We start from the raw sequence: 19,022 nt of genomic DNA on the forward strand, positions 1-19,022 counted from the left end.
GACCGCGCCTAGGCCAGCAGGTCGATCGCGTCGATCGCCGTCCCCGCACTGAGGAAACCGGTCGCCCCCGACCCGCTCACCACGTCGATCCTGAGCACGTTGTACTGACTCGGGTCCGTCTTCCAGGCGGACGCCGGGACGCCGTACGTGAACGTGTGGTTGTTGCCGCGGTACGAACCGTTGGTCAGCGACCGGGTGTTCGGCTGGGTGGGCGGGGAGGGGACGGCCGAGGTCCAGGCGTCGTTGACCGTCACCTGCGGGCGGCCGTTGGCGTACGCCGTCGTCACCCCGATGCGCAGGGTGTGCGCCGCGGCGGCCTGGGCGGCGGTGAGCCTGAAGTACACGAGCAGACCGCTGTTGACGTCCTTCCAGAGGTAGCAGGGGAAGGACGCCGTCTCGTTGTCGCCGATCACCACGTTCCCGGTCCAGGACGCGGCCCGGACGTCGGACGGATGCGCGTACGTCATCAGGTCCGCGTTCTTGAACCCGCCCGGCGTGCCGTTCCAGTCGCCGATCCGCCAGATCGCGCTCGCGTTCGAGGGGTCGTCGGAGGACGGGACCGCGATCGTGTTCAGCGTGGTCGTGCCGCCCGCCGACACGCTCACCGACGTGGTGTACACCGCCAGCTCGCCCTTGAAGACGGTCAGCGTGTAGGTCCCCGGCAGCACCCCCGCGATGGAGAAGCAGCCGTCCGAGGAGCGCGCCGGACCCCAGTACTGCGCCGCGGCGTTGGCCAGCCCCACCGTGTACGGGTACGCCGTGTTCCGCCCGGACATCCCGACGCCCGCGACCTTGCCCCGGCCGCTCGCCGGCACGTACCCGGGGATGCCGAGCGCGTCGGCCCACGGGGTGGTCAGCGTGCCCGGGAAGAGCGCCGAGGAGGGCGCCCCGCCGTCCGTGAAGGCGATGACGTACGGGCCCTGCAGGCCGAAGCGCTGGGCCTCGGTCTGGTTCTGGCCGTAGTGGAGGATCTCGTACAGGCCGCCGCCGTCCGCGCTCTGGTGGCGCAGCAGGGAGCGGTAGAACGGGCCGCCGGAGGCCTTCTCGTGGTTGCTGCGCACCATCCACAGACCGACCCCACCCAAGGACCAGCCGATGTAGTCGTAGTCCATGACGCGCCGCTTCGAGAAGTGCTTCGAGCGGGTCTGGCCGTCGGACTTCCGGAACACGTCCGAGGCCTCGATGGCGGTGGGCGCGTACGTGTACGAGTCGGGCTCGTCGTTGAGGAACGCGCCCTTCTTCACGCGCACGATGTACCGGGTCGCGGAGACGGACGTGTCGGCCTTGTCCGTCCACAGATAGACGTTGTTCTCGCCGCTGCGGGCCGCGTAGTAGTGCCTCAGCGTGCCGTGCGTGACCGAGACCAGGATCGTCGAGCCGGACTGCCTGATGCTCACGGTGGAGGCGCCGAGGCCGGACTCGATGTGCGAGTTCATGCCGCCGTAGCCCTGGTACTCCGTGCCCCGGTAGACCAGGGAGGTCAGGTCGCCGGTGGACTTGCTCACCTTGAAGACCAGTTGGGCGCCGGTGTCGACCACGTAGTTCGAGCCGTCGTCGGTCCAGCCGAAGCCGGCTGCGTGCGCCGTGCCGGTGAGGGCCGTGCCGGCGGCGGCGGTGGCGCCGAGGACGAAGGCGCGGCGGCCGACCGGTCTGTTGGCGGATCCGGACATGGGGGACCTCCTTCGGGAGGTGGTGGGGGGACGGGGCTGCGGGTGTGAGCGAGAGTGACAGTTGAATCGATTTCGCGAAAGGGCTTTCACGCGCTTGGAAGGGACCTCTCCGGGAAATCGAGCCGAGGTCTAGAAAGCGCTTGCCGCAAGCGGTACGTTCAGCCGCCAGGCCTTGTCGCCGTGACGGAGGAGCTGCGAGTGAGACGTTTCAACATTGCCGTGCTGGCGGCCGTGACGCTGAGCACCGCCCTGTCCGCCGTACCCGCCCACGCGGGCGAGGCGAGCGCGAGGCCGGGCCTCGCGAACTGCACCGCCGGCGCCTGCCACTTCGACGTCCCGCCGGGCACGTACGACGTGCGGGTCGTGCTCGGCGGGAAGAGCGCGTCCGCCACGAGCATCAGCGGCGAGACCCGCCGGTCCCTGCTGCCGGAGACGGCCGCACCGGCGGGCGAGCGCGTCACCCGCAGCTTCACCGTGAACGTCCGCACCCCCGAGGGCGAGCCCACCGGCCCCGACGGAACCCCCGGCCTCGACCTGCGGATCGGCGGTTCCGCCCCCGCCCTGGCCGGCATCAAGGTCACCCCCGCCCGGCACGCGCGCCAGATCTTCCTGGTCGGCGACTCCACGGTCTGCGACCAGCCCGGCGACCCGTACTCCGGCTGGGGCCAGCAACTGCCCCAGTACCTCCGCCAGGGCGTGTCCGTCGCCAACTACGCCGATTCCGGCGAGAGTACGGTCACGTTTCTTGGGAACCCGCGGTTGTGGGCCACCGTACGGCCCCTGATCCGCCCCGGCGACCTGGTCCTCGTCCAGCTCGCCCACAACGACAAGACCACGGACGAGGCCACCTACCGGGCCAACCTGGAGGCCCTGGTGGCGGGAGTCCGGGAGCGGGGCGGACAGCCGGTCCTTGTCACTCCCATCGTGCGGCGCTGGTTCAACACCGACGGCACGCTGAACAACGGAACCGCGCTCCTGGTCAACGGCCTGGGCGTCGACCACCCGGCGGTCACACGCTCCGTCGCGGCCGAGCGGGACGTCCCGCTGATCGACCTCACGGCGAAGACGAAGGCACTCGTCGAGTCCCTGGGCGTGGAGGGTTCCAAGGCCTTGTACCTCTCCAACGAGGCGCGGGACAACACGCACACCTCCGTGCGCGGTGCCACGGCCTACGCGGGCCTGGTCCGCGACGAACTCGTCACCCGGCATCTGGTGCCGAAGGGCAAGGTGCGGGTGGGATGACCCCTGGGGCGCCCCGACCGGAACCGGGGCGCTCCAGGTTCCACCTGTTCCGGCCGTTCCAGGCGTCTTGGCCACGAAGCCTTTGAGTACGAAAGAGATCCGATGCAGCTGCCTCCCGCCGACCGCACGACCTCCGCGTACACCGGCTACACCCGCGCCCACTGGGAGGCGGCGGCCGACGCGCTGCTCAGCGCCGTCGAGCCGTACGCGACCGAGGACCGCGCGCTGTACCACCTGCCCGGCGACCGGACCAGCTGGTCGGGTCACCTCTCCGACGGCCTGGAGGGCTACGCCCGCACGCTGCTGCTGGCCGCCTTCCGCCGCGACGAGAAGGCCCTGGAGCGCTACGCCGACGGGCTGGCCGCCGGAGTCTCGGGCGTCTGGCCCCGCATCGAGGACCGCAGCCAGCCCCTGGTGGAGGCGGCGTCGATCGCACTCGCCCTGCGGCTGACGCGGGAGCAGCTGTGGGACCGGCTGGACGACGGCGTACGGCAGCGGGCGGCGGCCTGGCTCGGCGACGCGCTCACGGCCGAACCCTGGCCCTGCAACTGGGAGCTGTTCCCGGTCACGGTGGGCGGCTTCCTCGCCGAGATCGGCCACGAGCCGGACGCGTCCCGCGCGGCGATCGACCGCGGCCTGGAGCGCATCGAGCAGTGGTACCTGGGCGACGGCTGGTACACCGACGGCGACGGCCGCAAGTTCGACTACTACAACGGCTGGGCCATGCACCTCTACCCGGTGCTGCACGCCTGGCTTGAGCGGGACGAGCGCCTGCTGGACCTGTACGGGGCGCGTCTCGAACGCCATCTCTCCGACTACGCCCGCCTGTTCGGCGGCGACGGCGCGCCCATGCACCAGGGCCGCTCCCTCACCTACCGCTTCGCGACGACGGCACCGCTGTGGCTGGGCGCCCTGACCGGCCGCACGCCGCTCTCCCCGGGCGAGACCCGGCGCCTGGCCTCCGGTGCCCTGCGCTACTTCCTCGACCGGGGGGCGGTCGACGACCGGGGCTTGCTGTCCCTGGGCTGGCACGGCCCCGACGCGTCCGTCCTCCAGGGCTACTCGGGCCCGGCCTCCCCGTACTGGGCGAGCAAGGGCTTCCTCGGCCTGCTCCTGCCGCCCGGCCACGCGGTGTGGACGGCGTCGGAGGAACCCGCCCCGGCCGAGCGCGCGGACGCCGTCACCCCCGCCGGCCCTCCCAACTGGCTGCTGCAGTCCACCCGTTCCGACGGCGTGGTCCGGCTCCACAACCACGGCAGCGAGGACGTCCGCTACGACCCGTACTACACGCGCCTGGCCTACTCGACCGTGACGGCACCGTCCCCCTCGTACGACAACAGCGTGCTCGTCGGCGACGACCCGAGCCGCACCGGCATCGAACCGCTGGGCGTCGGCGAGGGCTGGGCGGCCTCGCGGCACACGGCGGGCGGGGGAGCCAGGGTGACGAGCGTGGTGCTGGCGCACGGGGCCGCGGAGGTACGGGCGCATCTGGTGTCCGGGGCGGAACCGGGAACGCCCGTGCGGGTGACCGGCTGGCCGCAGGAGGAGGGCCTGCGGGCCGAACTCCTGCCCGCGACGGGTCTCGACGACGCCCTCACCGGCGTCACCGGCGAGGGCGCCACGCTCTTCGTCGCCCTGGCCCGGCTGACGGGGGAGCCGGGCCCCGTCCCGCTGGCGGATCTGGTCTCCGTGCGGACGGACGGCGACGGGGTGATCGAGGTCCACTGGAGCGACGGGGACGCGGTGCGGGTCCGGCTGGACGATTCGGGAGTGGACGTAGCGCCTCTCGCGGTCTGACGAGACTTCGGTCCGCGCCGAAGCGACCCGCGCCTAGCGTGGGCCCATGACCGCACACCCGAAGCAGCCACCATCCGCCGGGGCCCTGTCCGCCTTCGCCGGGCTCCACCACGCCGAGGAGCCCCTCCTGCTGCCCAACGCCTGGGACTGCGCGTCCGCGCGGGCCCTCGCCGGGCAGGGGTTCCGGGCCGTCGCGACGACGAGCCTGGGCGTCGCCGCGGCCGCGGGACTGCCCGACGCCGAGGCGGCGACCCGGGAGGAGACGCTCCGGCTGGCCTTCACCCTCGGCTCGGAGCCGTTCCTGTTGTCCGTCGACGCGGAGGGCGGCTTCAGCGAGGACCCGGACGAGGTGGCCGAGTTCGCGCGCGAGCTGTACGCCGTCGGAGTCGTCGGCATCAACCTGGAGGACGGACTCGGTCCCGCCGACCGGCACGCGGCGAAGATCGCCGCGGTCAAGGAGGCTGTCCCCGGCCTCTTCGTCAACGCCCGCACCGACACCCACTGGCTCGGCGACGGCGACGGCGACGCCACGGACACGCTCGCCCGGCTCGACGCCTACCAACAGGCGGGCGCGGACGCCGTGTTCGTCCCCGGCCTCACCGACCTGCGGCAGATCACCACCCTGGTGCGCCACGCCCAGGTCCCCCTCAACGTCCTCTACGCGCCGGGTGGCCCCTCCGTCCCCGACCTCGCGGACGTCGGCGTACGCCGGATCAGCCTCGGCTCGCTGCTGTACCGGCGGGCGCTGGGCGCGGCCCTGGAGGCGGTGGCGGAGATCCGGGCCGGCCGGACGCCGGTGGGACCGACACCGTCGTACAGGGAAGTGGCCCGCCAGGTCGCTCCGTAGGTCGTTCGCCAGGTCTTTCCCAGGTCGCTCCGCAGGCCGTTCCGTCAGATGTCGAGCGCGGCGACCAGCAGCGACACGGCAGCGAGGTCCGGCAGGGCGCGCAGGCAGGTGACGACCTGGCCGCCCGCGAACGCGCGCTGCGGCGGTCACGGCGGGATCGACGGACGTCTGCGCCTGCACATGGATGTAGTTCAGGTCCGTGGCGAAGAGCATCGAGAACGACTCCGGGCCCGTGACCACGGCCCGGCCCCCGGCATCCCGGTAGGCCCGGGCCAGGTGCCGGGCGGATGCGATGTCCACCTCGTTGCGGCCCGACCACACGTGGACGGCCCGCGCGAACTCCCGTTCCGCCGGGATCGGCCCGGCGTTGTCCCAGTCGAGGAGGACCGGCCCGTCCGGGCCGACCAGGACGTTCTGGGGCTGGAGGTCGAGGTGCGAGGTCACCAGGCCGCCGGGGGCCGACGGTGTCACCCAGTACGCCAGCCGGGGCGCGGACGTGGTGACGAACCGGCCCAGCTCGTCCGCCCAGGGCAGGCCGGCGTCCCGCACCTTCTTGAGGACGTCCTCCCAGTCGGCGTCGTCAGGACACCGCTCGTACCAGTCGCCCGGCGTCTCGACGGCTCCCTCACCGGCCTGGTGCAGCAGCGCCATGGTCCGGCCGAACCAGTCCAGGACGTCCGGGGCGGACGCGTCCGCCCGGGTGCCGTCGACCCAGTCGTACAGCTTCACGTACGACCCTCCCGGGGAATCGAGACGGGAGACGTGCGCGCCCTCGCGGTTGGGGTGGAGACGGGGCGAGGCGATGCCCAGGTCCGCCGCGGAGTCCCGGAGCGCGGCCTCGCGGCGGACCTGTGCCTCGTCGCAGCCGAAGAGGAGCTCCTTCACGGCCCACGAGGACCCGTTTCCGGTGAGTCTCCAGATCTGGCCCAGTGCGCCCCGGGTGACCGGTGTCATGGTCCAGGGCCCGGCGCCGAGTGCGTAGGTCCGCGCTATGGAGTCGGCTGTGTCACGCATCGGTCGTCCTCTGCTCGCGGGGCCAGTTCTGCAGCAGTACGTGCAGGGCGTCGATCGCCCTGTCCCAGGACGCCTGTACGTCACGGGGCGCGCCGAAGGCGCCGGTGGACTCCAGGGCGCAGTAGCCGTGGAAGGTGCTGCGCAGCAGGCGTACGGCGTCGGTGAGGTGGGGTTCCTCCAGGCCGTAGGCGCGGAGCATGCCGTAGGTGACGTCGGCCGTGCGGCGCATCGCGGGGGAGTCCGTGACGAGGTCCTGGTCGACCGGGAGCTGTGTGGCCGCGTACCGGCCGGGGTGTTCCAGGGCGTAGGCCCGGTAGGCGCCGGCGAAGGCACCGAGCGTGTCCCGGCCGGCCTCCCGCCCCTCGACCGCCGCCGCGATCCGGTCGATCATCTCGCCGCCCGCGAGGAGGGCCATCCGGGTGCGCAGGTCCTTCAGGTTCCGGACGTGGGTGTACAGGCTCGCGTCCTTCACCCCGAAGCGGCGGGCCAGGGCGGAGAGGGTGACGTGCTCCAGACCGGCCTCGTCGGCGAGATCGGCCGCGGCGGCGACGAGGCGGTCTGGGGTGAGGCCGGCTCTGGGCATGAGATGTCGGGGCTTACCTCTCGAACAGGGCCATGTCATTGGCGAAACACAGGATGAGCTGGTCGTCGACGGCTGTGACTGCGGTGGCGACCAAGGGGAGGGCGATGGTCTGGGTGCATTCTCCTGTGCGGAGGTTCCAGAGGCGGGCGGTGTGGTCGTCGGCGGCGGTGAGGGCGTGGGGTTGGTTGTCGAGATCAACGGCGCGGACCACCTTCACGGAGCCGGTGTGCCCGGCGAGGTTGAGGACACACTCGCCGGTGTCGAGATCCCATAGGCGCACGGTGCGGTCGTGGCCTCCGGTCACCGCGTGAGGGCGGCCGTTGATGACGGTGCAGAACCCCGCCTCTACGGCTCCGGAGTGTCCACGCATGACGCGGGTGCATTGTCCGGTCTGGAAGTCCCACAGGGATACGTAGCCGTCGTAACGGGCGGTGAGGACATGGAGGCGATCGTCGATGACGATGCCGGCGACCATGTCGGTGGCCGCGCTTTGGGCGAGGGACTGGACGCATTCTCCACTGCCGAGGTCCCACAGGCGAATTGTTCCGCCGTAGGTTGAGATCACTGCGTGAGGCCGGCCTTCGAAGGTGACAGGCCACACAGCACGTGGGAAACCGTCGTGGTCCTGCAGAGAGCGGACGGCTTCGCCCGTGCTGAGGTCCCTGAGCTGCAGGGCGTGGTCTTTGCGTTGTGCGAGGACATAAGGGCGGCCATCGATGATGGTGCCGTAAACCGCTCGTCCGCGCTCCCGCGCTGTCAAGGCGTCGACGCATTCCCCGGTGCTGAGGTCCCACAGTCGAGCGGACCCGTCATAGCTACCCGTGAGCACATGACGATGATCGTTCACGATGACATCAGTGATGTTGACGATCCAATCGCTGTGCCAACCGCAGGAAGTCGTGGTGTGAGTGCTGGTCAGGTCCCACACCCGTAGCGTCTCGTCATGGCCGCCGGAGACGGCATGGGGACGGTTGTCCAGGACTGTCCCGCAGACCGCCTCCAAGGCGTTTGTGTGTCCGATGAGGATCAGGGTGCATTCTCCGGTACGGAGGTCCCACAGCCGCACGGTCTCGTCCTCGCCGCAGGTCAGCGCGTGAGGTCGGTCGTCGACGGTGATACCGCACACTGCGTGCACATCGCGGCTGTGTCCGGTGAGGGAGCGCACGCGCCTCCCGGTGACGAGGTCCCAAAGATGTACGGACGCGTCGCTGACGGTCAGGGCATGGGGTCGGTCATCGATGGTGGTGACGCAGAGGGTGTCCACGGAGCTGCGCTCATCGAGGGTGAGGGTGCACTTCCTGGCGTAGAGGTCCCAGACCCGTACGGTTCCGTCATAGCCTCGGACGAGGGCGTGGGCCCGGTCGTCGATGATGATGCCGCAGACTGCCGTGGCACTATCCGGCACGTGGAGGACGACGACGGATTTCCCGGCGTGTAGGTCCCAGAGGCGTACGGTGCCGCCGCCATCGCACGTCAGGGCGTGGGGCCGGTTATTGATCGCAAGACTGCTGACTGCCGTGACGGGCGCAGTATGTCCCGTCAGGGCCCGGAGGCGTTCTCCGGTGTGCAGGTCCCAGATGTGCACGGTTCCGTCCTCGCCGCCGGCGAGGGCGTAGGGCTTGTTGTCGATGGCAGTGGCGCAGAGCACGTCAGAGGAGATGGACTCGTCGAGGGTGAGGGTGCGCTCCCCGGTATGGAGATCCCAAAGCGCCACTGTGTCATCGTCGCCAACCGCGAGAAGATGCGGCCGGTTGTTGATGCTGATGGCACCCAGCCAAGACACGGTGGTGCCCGTTGTCAGCGTCCTACGATGCGCCGGATGCACCAACCCGCCTGTAGCCCACCTGACCCGCCACGGCCGCCCCTGGGCCAACCGGCGCGACAACTCGGACCACCCATAGCGAGCCGCGTCAACGGAGAGCACGTCCCGCCGGTTGTCGATGCTCAAGCGAGGCAACAGATGCGCCGACGTGCGATACACCGACGCGACCCTCCGCCCCTGCTCACTGGTCGCGGAGTCCAGCGCGCGCAGCAGGGACGCCGGCTGCGCGTGCACCAGGAATTCCGCGTCGGTGAGCAACCGGTCCATGACGCCCCCTGCGGCCGCGTGGCTCGCCAGGTGCGTCAGGATGTACGGGTGCGCCGTCGCCCAGTCCCGCTCCCCGCTGAGGGGATCCGCCGGCACCAGCGACGCAAGCCCACTCGCCACGGCCCGATGATGCTCCGCCGCCCGGCTCGGTACGCGCAGGTACTCCGCCATCGTCTCGTGGTAGAGCCGGTACACCGACCCCGTGCCGTTGTCGGACTCCGTGATGTACGACCCGGCGTTCTCGAACAACCAGTCCAGGTCGTCATTGGTGCACGGCGTCCCCGACAGTGCCTCGGCCAGGGGTGCCCAGACCGTCGACCAGGGCAGGCCCTCGCCCTGGGCGTACGCCAGCGGACGCAACAGCCGTACGACCCGCTGCCGCTCTGCCCCGAAACGGTCGAGGTACGCCGCGAAGGCCTCCCTGGCATCGCCCGGCAGGGACCGCTCCCAGCCCTCGACACGCGTGTCGACGACCTCCTGCCGGTGCACCAGCGCCCGCGCGTTCATCCGGGCCACGAGGAAAGACCGGTCGGCCTGGGCCGCGATGCCGGCGGCCACCGTGCGGGCCAGCTCCGGATCACCCCTGTACGGGGAGAGGCTGTCGGGGTCGTGGGCGTCCAGCAGCACCGCACGGGCGTACTCCGTCACCGCCTCGCGCGCGTGCTCGTCGGTGTCCAGGTCGACGACCTCGATCGCGTGGCCGAGGGCGGGGATCAGGTCCCGCCGGGTGCCGATGATCAGCCGTACTGACGGCATGGCCGAGAGTGGTTGGAGCACATCCCGGGCGATTCTGCGGCCCTCCGACTGGTCGCCCGCCGTGCCCGCCTCGTCGAGCGAGTCGATCACGATGGTGACAGGGTCGGTGCGTTCCCCCAGTGCCTTGAGCAGCTCGTCCCGTTCGGCGTCGGGCAACGAGATGGCCGCCGACAGGTCGCGCACCAGGTCAGCGCCGGTGACCCGGCGCGCCCAGAGGCGGATGACGTTCATGCCCAGCGGGGGCAGCCAACCGGCGTCCGGGGCCGTGGTCCGGGCCGCGTGTTCTGGATCGGTCAGCTCCAGGAAGCGGCCCAGCAACGCCGACTTGCCGGACCCGGGATCCCCCGTGATCACCCGGGCCTTGCGGTCGTGCGGGCCCTTGAGCCAGTCCGCCAGTGACGACAGCGCCGGAACACGGCCGGTGAAGTAGCTGCCGCGCTCCCCGGCGTGTTCCAGGCCCCTCCCGCGCGGCCCGTAATGACCTTCGTGGCGCTTGTGCAACTGCGCCAGAACGGCCAGGTCCAGCCCGTCCCGATCGGCTGCCGGTACGTACAGCCGGTTGTCGAAGAACGGATCCTGGCCCGCACTGTCGATGACGGAGTGACTCGCGTGCTGGCTCGGGGAGTCGAGGAGTTCGTTGATCCGTGCGGTCACCTCACGCACACTCAGATACCGCTGCGAGGGCCCTGCCTGTGGCTTCGCAAGCACCCGCGCCAGCGCGTCGACGAACCTGTTCTCCTTCGCCAGTTCCTTGCCCCGGGCCGCCGCGAGCACCGCGCGCTGGGCGCTGCCGCGCCGCCGGTCCGTGAGCTGGGCCGCGAGCGTGGCGACGCTCTCGGTGCCGGCGCTCGCGAAGCAGGTGTCCAGGATCACCAGGAGGTGGCCCACATCGCTCTGCACCAAGGGCTCCGCGAAGTCGTCGCTCTTGACCGCGGTCGACGACCACAGGCCGGGCCGGTGGTTGGCGCAGAGCAGGTAGTGCTTCGGGCCGTTCTTCTGGCCGTGGCCCGCGAAGTAGACCACGACCACGTCCCGAGGGCCCAGTTCCGTCTCGAAGGCCCACTCGTCCAGGCCCTCGACCAGCGCGTTGCGGGACGGATTGCAGGAGAGGTCCTCCAGTACGCGGGTGTAGCCCATGGGGGCGAGCAGCTCCGCCACACGGTCCGCGTCCGGCACGGCACCCGGGAGGCCCGGGATACCGGAGTCCTTGTATGCGCCCACACCGACGGAGATCAGGAACCGCCTCCCGGCGCCGGAGTCGGTCACATCAGCCCCTCGGCGACAGCACGGCCCGTCTTCCTCGCCGTCAGGTAGCGCAGCAGGCTGTGTGGCTTGAGGCCGTTGTCGAGTGACTCGTCGGCCACCCCGCCGAACCGCGGGGCGAGTTCATGGACGACCGCGACGACATCGCCCGGGGCGGTGAGGTTCGTCCAGCGGCGGATGCCTCCGGGCCACGCCCCCTTCCCCTCCTCGGGCAGAGGGCTCAGCCGGTTGAAGATCAGCGACAGGCCGAGCGGTGAGCCGACCGTCACGAAGTCGGTGACGGGCCATTCGGGGTGCTCGCACAGTGCCTCGTACGCCACGACCGACCCGAGTGAGTGCGCCACCACCACCCGCGTGTCGGGACCGATCTCCTCCGTCACCCGGGCCCGGGCCTCCTGCCAGACGGGAGGCTCGTTCATGTACCGCCGCACCTGCTTGAGGGCGAACACCATCATGCGGTCCGAGTACGTGCCGAAGAACCGGGATCCGGACAGCGCGTCCAGCGCGGAGCGGACCCGCTGGGACAGCAGCCACCCCGCGCCGGGGAACGCCCGCGTGCCCCGCTCGTCCGGGGCCGTCACCGCCGGGTCGGTGCCCGCCGCCGCTGCCCACCACGCCGTGAGCAACTCCGCCTCGAAGCCTTCCTCGACGTCGTGCTCGTCCCAGGGCGGCACTCCGAGGCTGCGGGTGCCCTCCTCGAAGAAGACGTCGCCGTAGAACGCGCAAGCGACGTCTTCCTCGTCCAGCCGCAGCCCCGACCCCTGCCGTACCCCGTCGCGCAAGGCCGGCGCCACGTCCCGGCCCATCAACGCCGACCCCGACCACTCGTGCCCGATTCCGTGCACGACCACGACTCGCGCCATCGCTCATCCCCCCGATGTTCGCGCGTTTGAGAGGGAAAGAGCGTAGTACGGGACTCAGCGGATCGGCGCGTACAGCACCCCTATCTTGTCGATCTCAGTGCCCGCGCGCCCCGTGAAGCCCACGATCCGCCAGCCGGAGGGGGCCGTGAAGGTCTTCGCGTCGGACGTGGCCGTGCCGGCGGACAGGGTGCGGTTCTTGTCCGTCGTGAAGGACGCCGAGAAGACCCGGGTGCGGCCGTCCTTCTGGCCCTGTGTCAGCCGCACCGAGGTCAGGTGCTCGCCCGGGGCCAGCGTCAGCGAGGTGGCCGTGCCGCCCGTGCCGCCGTGGGTCAGCGTCGGACCGCCGTCGTGGGTCAGGGACACGCCGTCCAGGCGGGTGGCGCCGCGCAGGGTGAGGGTGCGGGGAGCGGGGGTCGCCGGCAGGTCGTCCGCGTCGTTGAAGGCCGTGCCGCCCGTGCCGCCGACGAAGTCGCTCGCGCGCAGGGACGAGTTGAGCGTGTAGGAGAAGTCGACCGCGTGCGGGAAGTGGTCGGAGAGGTGCTTGCCGTCCGAGCGGAGGAAGGCTTTCCAGTCGTTGGCGTAGCGGGTCGCGGCGAGCGTCAGCAGCTTGCCGCCCCGGTAGAGGACCTTGTCCACGACCTCGCAGTCGTCCGCCGGCGCCGCCGCGTCGCAGACCAGCGCGTCGCTGCCCTGGGCGGGGGGCGTACCGCCCTTCACCAGTTTCACCCACGCGTCCGTCAGGCCGTTCTCCGACAGCAGCGTGCGGATGTTGTCGCCGGTGCGGGTGTACCGCGTGTTCGTGTCCCCCATGACGATCACCGCGTTGCCCGCCGAGTTCGCCTGGATGAAGTCCGAGAGCTGCTCGACGTTGGCCCGGCGGGCGGCCAGCGCGTCGTCGGTCGAGTCCGCGTTGGTGTGGACGTTGTACAGGTCGACGAAGACGCCCTCCGCGAGCCTCACCCGTGCCAGTGAAAAGCCCTTGGGAGTGAGGCAGTTGGTGCCGGTGCAGTCCTTCCACTTCACCCGCTGGAAGTCCTCGAGGGGATGGTCCGAGAGGGTGTTGAGCCCGTCACCGAAGGCCGCGCCCCCACTGGTCGCCGTGCGGTACGGGTGCTTGTCGTTGGCGTACAGCGAGGCGTGGTAGTTGAAGTCCTCCTGCACGTTCACGATGTCGTACGGCCCGAGCCGCTGCCCGATCAGTGGGGTGTTGGTCTCGGGGTCGCTGTCGCCGAGCCCGAGGGGGAGGCCCGCGATGTTGTACGTCAGCACGTTGAAGGAGCCGGAGTCCGCGGCGGCGGCGTGCGTCGCCGAGGTCACGGTCAGTCCGGTGAGGGTCAGAGCGGCGGCGGTGAGGGTGCCGAGGAGTCGTCTCATGGTGGGGGTGTCTCCGGTCGGGGAGGCGGAGCGGGACATGAACGATGTTCAGGTTCGACGTCAACTCGGTTGATGCGCAAGGGACACGGGGGAAACAGTGGGAGATGAAACGGCGGACCGGGGCTACGGCAACGCCCACGGCCGCAGCTTCTCCGGGTTGCGGACCGCCCAGATCCGGGTGACGCGGCCGTCGGAGAAGTCGAACGAGGCCACGGTCATGACGACGCCGGCCCGCTGGGCCACGAGGCCCGGCACACCGTTGACCGACCGCTCCAGACCATCTTCCTTCAGGCGGTCTCCGCCGGACTGCTGATGACCTCGTCCCACGGAGAGGTGCTGCACGATGTCGGAGCCCGTGTGATGTACGGGGCGACGATGCTGTACGTGCTCGCGGCGGTACTGGCGTGGAAGCCGGGCGGCGGCTCGCCCCGGCCTGTCCGGCACGCGTCGGGTTTCCTCGTGCTCGCCTCGGTCCAGGTCGTACTCGGCATCGCGCACGTGCCATCGGTCCATTTCCCCCTCGGTGTCCTGATGTTCGGTCTGAGCGTGCTGGCACTGGCCCGGCGCCGAGGTCCGAGTGACTCATGTGTGACGCAGCAGCTCCAGATCCGTCCCCCAGGAGTCGAGGACCCGGTCGTGGCCGGCTCGCCGTGCCGTCTCCTCGATGTCGGTGAAGAGGCTGCGCTGGGTGGGCGGGTCGCCGTCGGCCAGGATGCGACGCAGGACCGGCAGGAGCCGGCTCGCGTCCCAGCGGGGCTCGCCCAGCGGCTGCCGTTCCAGCTCCCACTGGAGGTACTTGTTGTAGGGCCGGACCCGGCGGTGCAGGGCGAAGAGCGACTCCAGGGCATAGGGGACGGCCTCGGCGGCGTCCAGGTGGCCCATGGCGGGGCGGCCGTCGCGGTAGCTCTTCAGGGAGCGGTAGGTCTGGTTGACGTACGCGTCGAGCCAGCCGTCGGCGGCGGCCCGGGCCTCGGTGGCGCCCAGCGTCCGCTTCTCGTCGAGGATCCGGGCGATGGCCCCGTCGAGCCGGTCGAGCAGTACCTCGGCGTGGACGTAGGAGTAGCGCGCGAAGCTGTCGGGGCGGCCCGGCATGCCCCGGGTGCGGAACTCCGACAGCGGGAGGACCACGAGGTCCAGGTGGGCGGAACGGAACCAGTCCAGCTCGGCGATCGGCGAGGCCTGCCGGTCGCTCAGGATCACGTGCAGGTCGTAGTCGGAGTGGACCGTCGGCATGCCCTCGTGGACCTGGGAACCGCTGAGGACCAGTCCGACGACGCCGGGATCGGCGGCCGCCCGCGCGGTGAACGCGGTCAGGGTGTCGTCAGGGGTGTCGCCCAAGGTGATGCGCATGGTGATCTCTCCCTGCGGAACATCAGGGGTACGGGTCGGGTTCGCGTCTGCGGTGTCCGGGACACCGCGGGAGGGATCAGCTCACGGTGCGGACGTTACTCCGTCCGCACCGCCCACCCGTACCGATTTACGCCCACGCCCGCAGCGGCCCGCCCGCGACGGCCGTGCCGATCGGAAGCCATAAGGTGGCCGGGGAGTCAGGGAGCGGGGGCACGGGGGAGGCGACGGTATGACGTACGGGGCGGCGCGGCGCGAGGACGCCGCCGACGAGGGCTTACCCGGCGCCCGTCCCCTGTGGCGGCAGCGGGACTTCGGCATCTTCTGGGCCGCGCAGACCCTCTCCGTGCTGGGCGACTCCTTCGCGCTGATCGCCCTGCCCCTGCTGGTGCTGGAGGCCACGGGTTCGGTCGCGCGCATGGGTCTGCTGACGGCGGTGGGCGGGGCGGCCTCGGTCGTGGCGGCGGTGTTCGCCGGGGCCGTGGTGGACCGGGTGGACCGGCGCCGGCTGCTCATCGCCTGCGACCTGGTGCGCATGGGGCTGTACGGGGTGGTCCCGCTGGTGTGGCTGTTCGGCCCGCAGATCTGGCTGCTGTACGTGGTGCTGCCGCTGTGCGAGGCCGTGGGCATGCTGTTCGCGGTCGGCTACGTCACGGTCGTACGGGGCCTGGTCGGCACCGGGCAACTCACGGAAGCCAACGGCCGGTTGAACGCGACGGCCGCCGCCGCGGGCGTCCTCGGGCCGCTGTGCGCGGGAGTGGTCGCCGCCTGGTCCGGCCCGGCCGCGGCGGTCGGTGTGGACGCGGCCAGCTTCGGGGTGTCGGCCGCCTGCCTGTGTTTCGTACGGTTCCGCGGGCGCGCACCGGACGAGGGGCCGGGGCAGCACAAGGGTGAGCGCACCGGCCTGTGGCAGGACCTGCGCACCGGCGTCGCCTTTCTCCACGGCCACCCCGTGCTGCGCTCGCTCACCGCCCTGCTGTTCGTCTTCAGCTTCCTCACGCTCGGCCTGAACGACCTGGTCATCTACCACCTCAAACACGACCTCGGCCACGACGACGGCACGGTCGGCACCGTCATGGCGGTCGGCGCGCTCGGCACCATCACCGGTGCCCTGCTCGTGGCCCGGTTGCGTCGCCGCCTCGGTTTCGGGCCGACGTGGACCGGCTCGGTCGCGGTGTGCGGGCTGGCCTTCGCGGGTCTCGGCTGGGCCCGTGACGTGCCGGCCGTCGCGGCCCTGAGCGCGGCGTTCCTCGCCTGCGCCGGCATGGCGGGCACCTGCTCGATGTCGCTGCGCCAGGAGGTCACCCCCGAGCACCTCCTGGGCCGCGTCACCTCCGCCTTCTGGACGCTTCAGTACGCGGCGGCACCGATCGGCGCGGCGGTCCTCACCTGGGCGGCGGAGGAACAGGGCACGACACCGGTCGCCCTGGCCGCCGGGACGACCTGCGTCCTGCTCGCCGTCACTGCCCTGTTCACCCCGATCCGCAGGGCCGGCCGGTCACCCGTTGACCCCGCTGTAGTGCCGCAGACTCCACCCCCACAGCAGCCGTGCCCCGAGGTACGCCAGCAGCCCGAGCAGCGGTGAGGCCGCCGCCAGCCAGTACGGCACGCCGGTGGTGTGGCCGTGGCCGGTCAGGACCGCCGCCGGGAAGTAGGCGACGAACGCGAGCGGCAGCCCGTAGGTCAGGAGGCCGCCCACCGCCTTGGGAAGGACGTTCAGCGGGTAGCTGCCGAACGTGCCGAGGAGTTCCTCCAGCCAGCGGCCCCATTGGTCGGCGGCCGGGAAGCGCAGAGCAGCGCTGGCCACGACCGTGAACAGGGCCGCCTCCAGAAGCATGCCGCCGAGCACGGCCGCGATCAGATACGTGATGCGGCCCGCCGTCCAGTCCAGGTCGCTGCGGGACAGCGCCCCCACCATCAGACCGGCCGCGACCGTGAGGTCCCCGATGGCGTTGGTGGGGAAGAACGCCAGCTGCATCTGCCGGTGGACCGGCATCGGGCGCATCAGGTAGATGTCGACCCGGCCCTCCTGGATCTGCCGGCCGGCCCAGTGCATCCGCCCCAGGAACAGCACGAACAGACCGTGCGCCAGCATGCGGGTCGCCGGGATCAGCAGCACGTCCGAGCTGTCCCAGCCGCCCATCCCGGCGAACCGGGACAGCAGCACCGTGGCGAACACGATCACCGACACCTGCCAGATCGCCCCGATCGCGATCATCAGCAGGAACTCGGTGCGGTACTCCATCTGCGCGCGGAAGTTGAGCGCAGTGACGCGCCAGATGATCCGCAGAGCCTTGACCGACATCTCAGCCTCCCTGCGAGATCACGCGCCGGGCGGCCCGCCGCCACAGCAGCCGGGTGAACAACGCCAGTACCACGACCCACGCGGCCTGGACGCAGAGCTGGAAGGCCGCGTCGGACAGGGGGATCCGCCCCACGTACAGCGACAGCGGCACGCTCAGCGTGGCCTGGAAGGGCAGGAAGGCGCTCATCGTCACGAACCAGTCCGGGAAGAACCACAGCGGCGCGTACACCCCGGACAGCAGGTTCTGCGCGAACAGCAGGATGAGCATCGCGGCGGTGTTGCGGACCGTCCAGAAGCACAACTGGTCGAGCACCAGCATGACGTAGTAGAGGACCCACTGGCCCAGCAGCATGCTGAGCACGAACACCCCGGCCACCGCGGCCGAACGGGGCGGCTCGACGACGCCCGCGGCCAGGCAGATCACGTATCCCGTGAGCGCCCACGCGAGCCCGTACAGCTGCTCGCCTGCGGCCCGCAGGGCGTAGTAGCGCTGCGGCGGCAGCGGGCGCAGGTACCAGTAGACGATGGTGCCGAAGTGCATGTGCTGGAGGACCGTGTCCCGGCCCGCGTACTGGTCCAGCTCCCGCAGCCGGGACGCCAGGACGGCCAGTACGGCGTAGGTCACCGCCTGGTCGCGGCTCAGGCCGGCGGTCGTGCCGGTCTGCGCGTACAGGCCGCGCCACAGCGACCAGACCAGCACCACCTGCACGGCGAGCCGCAGCGCGACGGCGGTCATCCGGGGCGGCGCGTTCAGCTCGCCGAGCGGGGTGACGCGGGCGGCGCGCCAGGCGTGCGGCACGGCCACGTCAGACCTCCCCGTCGTGCACGTACGCGGCCCGCATCACGTCTTCCAGGTCCGCCTCGTCCAGGGCGATGTCCGTCACCTCGAACCGCTCGATGACGGCCTTCAGCGCCTGGTGGACGGTGGGCGCGTCCGTCCCGTCGGGGCCGAAGACGACCTGCGCGCCGCTGTGCCGCAGCAGCGTGATGCCGGGCGGCGGTACGACCTCGGCGTGCGGGTCGGCGAGCGTGGCCCGCACCTGCCAGGTCGAGCCGAACTTCCGGCGGATCTCGTCGAGGGTGCCGTCCAGGACCAGCCGGCCGTGGTTGACCAGCACCACCCGCTCGGCGAGCCGCTCGACCTCCGTCATGTCGTGCGTGGTCAGCAGGACCGTACGGCCACGCTGCTCCACCTGGTGGCGCAGGAACTCCCGCACCTGCTCCTTGACCACCACGTCCATGCCGATCGTCGGCTCGTCCAGGAACACCACCGGCGGGTCGTGCAGCAGGGCGGCGGCCAGATCGCTGCGCACCCGCTGGCCGAGGGAGAGATGACGGACCCGCGTGTCCCAGAACGACGACAGGTCCAGGATGTCGTCGAACTCCTTGAGCCGGGCGGCGTGTTCGGCCTTCGGCACCTCGTAGATGTCCCGCAGGATCGCGAACGACTCGCGCACCGGAAGGTCCCACCACAGCTGCGTGCGCTGCCCGAACACCGCGCCGACGTTGCGGGCGTTGCGCTCGCGCTCCCGGTACGGCACCACGCCCGCGACCCGGGCCTCGCCGGACGTGGGCGTGAGGATGCCGGTCAGCATCTTGATGGTGGTGGACTTGCCGGCGCCGTTCGGGCCGAGCAGGGCCAGGAGTTCGCCCGGGGCCACGTCGAAGGTGATGTCGGAGACGGCGTGCTTGGCCACCCGCTCGGGATTGACCAGTGACCGGACGGCGCCCAGGAAACCGGGGCGGCGGACGGTGGTGTGGAAGGTGCGGGACAGTCCGCGGACCTCGATGGAGACATTCAACCGACTCACCAACTTCCTTGCGGTGAACGCAGTCGCGGCCGGTCGGCTTCGAGGGCCGACCGGCCGCGGA

13 protein-coding genes and 3 pseudogenes are annotated in these 19,022 nt (G+C 71.1%); 5 read left to right on the forward strand and 11 right to left on the reverse strand.

The annotated features are described in order from the left end of the window. Nucleotides 1-8 precede the first annotated feature (8 nt). Nucleotides 9-1,670: a rhamnogalacturonan lyase B N-terminal domain-containing protein gene (locus HDA41_RS31355; RefSeq protein ID WP_184989915.1), complete on the reverse strand. Its 1,662-nt coding sequence runs from the start codon at nucleotides 1,668-1,670 to the stop codon at nucleotides 9-11. A 198-nt stretch (nucleotides 1,671-1,868) separates the two neighbouring features. On the opposite strand from HDA41_RS31355, the gene HDA41_RS31360 reads away from it, so the two are divergent. The 3 genes from HDA41_RS31360 to HDA41_RS31370 all read left to right on the forward strand — a co-directional run bounded on the left by HDA41_RS31360 (nucleotide 1,869) and on the right by HDA41_RS31370 (nucleotide 5,556). Continuing rightward, entirely contained in the window at nucleotides 1,869-2,912 is a 1,044-nt protein-coding gene (locus tag HDA41_RS31360; RefSeq protein ID WP_184989917.1) for a rhamnogalacturonan acetylesterase, read from the forward strand. 102 nt (nucleotides 2,913-3,014) lie between these two features. Beyond that, a complete protein-coding gene (locus HDA41_RS31365; RefSeq protein ID WP_184989919.1) occupies nucleotides 3,015-4,709 on the forward strand; it encodes a DUF2264 domain-containing protein in 1,695 nt (564 codons plus the stop codon). Nucleotides 4,710-4,755: 46 nt separating this feature from the next. Continuing rightward, the gene (locus HDA41_RS31370; RefSeq protein WP_184989921.1) at nucleotides 4,756-5,556 is read left to right on the forward strand and encodes an isocitrate lyase/PEP mutase family protein; all 801 of its coding nucleotides are present in this window, start codon (nucleotides 4,756-4,758) and stop codon (nucleotides 5,554-5,556) included. A 44-nt stretch (nucleotides 5,557-5,600) separates the two neighbouring features. On the opposite strand, the pseudogene HDA41_RS41685 reads toward HDA41_RS31370, so the two are convergent. From HDA41_RS41685 to HDA41_RS31400, 6 genes and pseudogenes are all read right to left on the reverse strand, one after another. After that, nucleotides 5,601-6,570, reverse strand: a pseudogene (locus HDA41_RS41685) (phosphotransferase enzyme family protein). Next, nucleotides 6,563-7,153 carry a TetR/AcrR family transcriptional regulator gene (locus HDA41_RS31380; RefSeq protein ID WP_184989923.1) on the reverse strand — a complete coding sequence of 197 codons (591 nt, stop codon included), beginning with the start codon at nucleotides 7,151-7,153 and terminating at the stop codon, nucleotides 6,563-6,565. The pseudogene HDA41_RS41685 and the gene HDA41_RS31380 overlap by 8 nt, the downstream one beginning before the upstream one ends. A gap of 13 nt (nucleotides 7,154-7,166) precedes the next feature. Next, the gene (locus HDA41_RS31385) at nucleotides 7,167-11,264 is read right to left on the reverse strand and encodes a caspase family protein (RefSeq protein WP_184989925.1); all 4,098 of its coding nucleotides are present in this window, start codon (nucleotides 11,262-11,264) and stop codon (nucleotides 7,167-7,169) included. After that, a complete protein-coding gene (locus HDA41_RS31390) occupies nucleotides 11,261-12,124 on the reverse strand; it encodes an alpha/beta hydrolase (RefSeq protein WP_184989927.1) in 864 nt (287 codons plus the stop codon). Before HDA41_RS31390 ends, HDA41_RS31385 begins: the two co-directional genes overlap by 4 nt. 54 nt (nucleotides 12,125-12,178) lie before the next feature. Further along, complete coding sequence (locus tag HDA41_RS31395) at nucleotides 12,179-13,498, reverse strand: jacalin-like lectin (protein ID WP_184989929.1); 1,320 nt, start codon at nucleotides 13,496-13,498, stop codon at nucleotides 12,179-12,181. Nucleotides 13,499-13,621: 123 nt separating this feature from the next. Beyond that, nucleotides 13,622-13,774: pseudogene (locus HDA41_RS31400) on the reverse strand (RNA polymerase subunit sigma-24); the annotation flags it as partial. On the opposite strand from HDA41_RS31400, the pseudogene HDA41_RS41690 reads away from it, so the two are divergent. Beyond that, a pseudogene (locus tag HDA41_RS41690) lies at nucleotides 13,775-14,065 on the forward strand (hypothetical protein); the annotation flags it as partial. Between the two features lie 15 nt (nucleotides 14,066-14,080). Here the strand turns inward: HDA41_RS41690 and HDA41_RS31405 are convergent. Then, on the reverse strand, nucleotides 14,081-14,848 hold the full coding sequence (locus tag HDA41_RS31405) for a nucleotidyltransferase domain-containing protein (RefSeq protein ID WP_184989931.1): 768 nt from the start codon (nucleotides 14,846-14,848) through the stop codon (nucleotides 14,081-14,083). 229 nt (nucleotides 14,849-15,077) lie between these two features. Here HDA41_RS31405 and HDA41_RS31410 point away from each other — a divergent pair, with 229 nt between their 5' ends. After that, complete coding sequence (locus HDA41_RS31410; RefSeq protein WP_230299532.1) at nucleotides 15,078-16,430, forward strand: MFS transporter; 1,353 nt, start codon at nucleotides 15,078-15,080, stop codon at nucleotides 16,428-16,430. Here the strand turns inward: HDA41_RS31410 and HDA41_RS31415 are convergent. The 3 genes from HDA41_RS31415 to HDA41_RS31425 are packed head-to-tail and all read right to left on the reverse strand — an operon-like array spanning nucleotide 16,344 to nucleotide 18,952. Continuing rightward, nucleotides 16,344-17,150 carry an ABC transporter permease gene (locus tag HDA41_RS31415; protein WP_184989933.1) on the reverse strand — a complete coding sequence of 269 codons (807 nt, stop codon included), beginning with the start codon at nucleotides 17,148-17,150 and terminating at the stop codon, nucleotides 16,344-16,346. The genes HDA41_RS31410 and HDA41_RS31415 overlap by 87 nt on opposite strands. Nucleotide 17,151: 1 nt before the next feature. Beyond that, complete coding sequence (locus tag HDA41_RS31420) at nucleotides 17,152-17,955, reverse strand: ABC-2 family transporter protein (RefSeq protein WP_184989935.1); 804 nt, start codon at nucleotides 17,953-17,955, stop codon at nucleotides 17,152-17,154. 1 nt (nucleotide 17,956) lies between these two features. Further along, nucleotides 17,957-18,952 carry an ABC transporter ATP-binding protein gene (locus HDA41_RS31425; protein ID WP_184993885.1) on the reverse strand — a complete coding sequence of 332 codons (996 nt, stop codon included), beginning with the start codon at nucleotides 18,950-18,952 and terminating at the stop codon, nucleotides 17,957-17,959. Nucleotides 18,953-19,022: the final 70 nt, after the last annotated feature.

This window comes from Streptomyces caelestis (genome assembly GCF_014205255.1).
In the GTDB taxonomy this organism is placed as follows: domain Bacteria; phylum Actinomycetota; class Actinomycetes; order Streptomycetales; family Streptomycetaceae; genus Streptomyces; species Streptomyces caelestis.

What these genes read in the sequence shown, in the direction of transcription:
- HDA41_RS31380 (WP_184989923.1), bottom strand. Translation starts at nt 7,153, where the DNA reads ATGCCCAGAGCCGGCCTCACCCCAGACCGCCTCGTCGCCGCCGCGGCC.
- HDA41_RS31370 (WP_184989921.1), top strand. Translation starts at nt 4,756, where the DNA reads ATGACCGCACACCCGAAGCAGCCACCATCCGCCGGGGCCCTGTCCGCC.
- HDA41_RS31395 (WP_184989929.1), bottom strand. Translation starts at nt 13,498, where the DNA reads ATGAGACGACTCCTCGGCACCCTCACCGCCGCCGCTCTGACCCTCACC.
- HDA41_RS31365 (WP_184989919.1), top strand. Translation starts at nt 3,015, where the DNA reads ATGCAGCTGCCTCCCGCCGACCGCACGACCTCCGCGTACACCGGCTAC.
- HDA41_RS31410 (WP_230299532.1), top strand. Translation starts at nt 15,078, where the DNA reads ATGACGTACGGGGCGGCGCGGCGCGAGGACGCCGCCGACGAGGGCTTA.
- HDA41_RS31355 (WP_184989915.1), bottom strand. Translation starts at nt 1,670, where the DNA reads ATGTCCGGATCCGCCAACAGACCGGTCGGCCGCCGCGCCTTCGTCCTC.
- HDA41_RS31405 (WP_184989931.1), bottom strand. Translation starts at nt 14,848, where the DNA reads ATGCGCATCACCTTGGGCGACACCCCTGACGACACCCTGACCGCGTTC.
- HDA41_RS31415 (WP_184989933.1), bottom strand. Translation starts at nt 17,150, where the DNA reads ATGTCGGTCAAGGCTCTGCGGATCATCTGGCGCGTCACTGCGCTCAAC.
- HDA41_RS31390 (WP_184989927.1), bottom strand. Translation starts at nt 12,124, where the DNA reads ATGGCGCGAGTCGTGGTCGTGCACGGAATCGGGCACGAGTGGTCGGGG.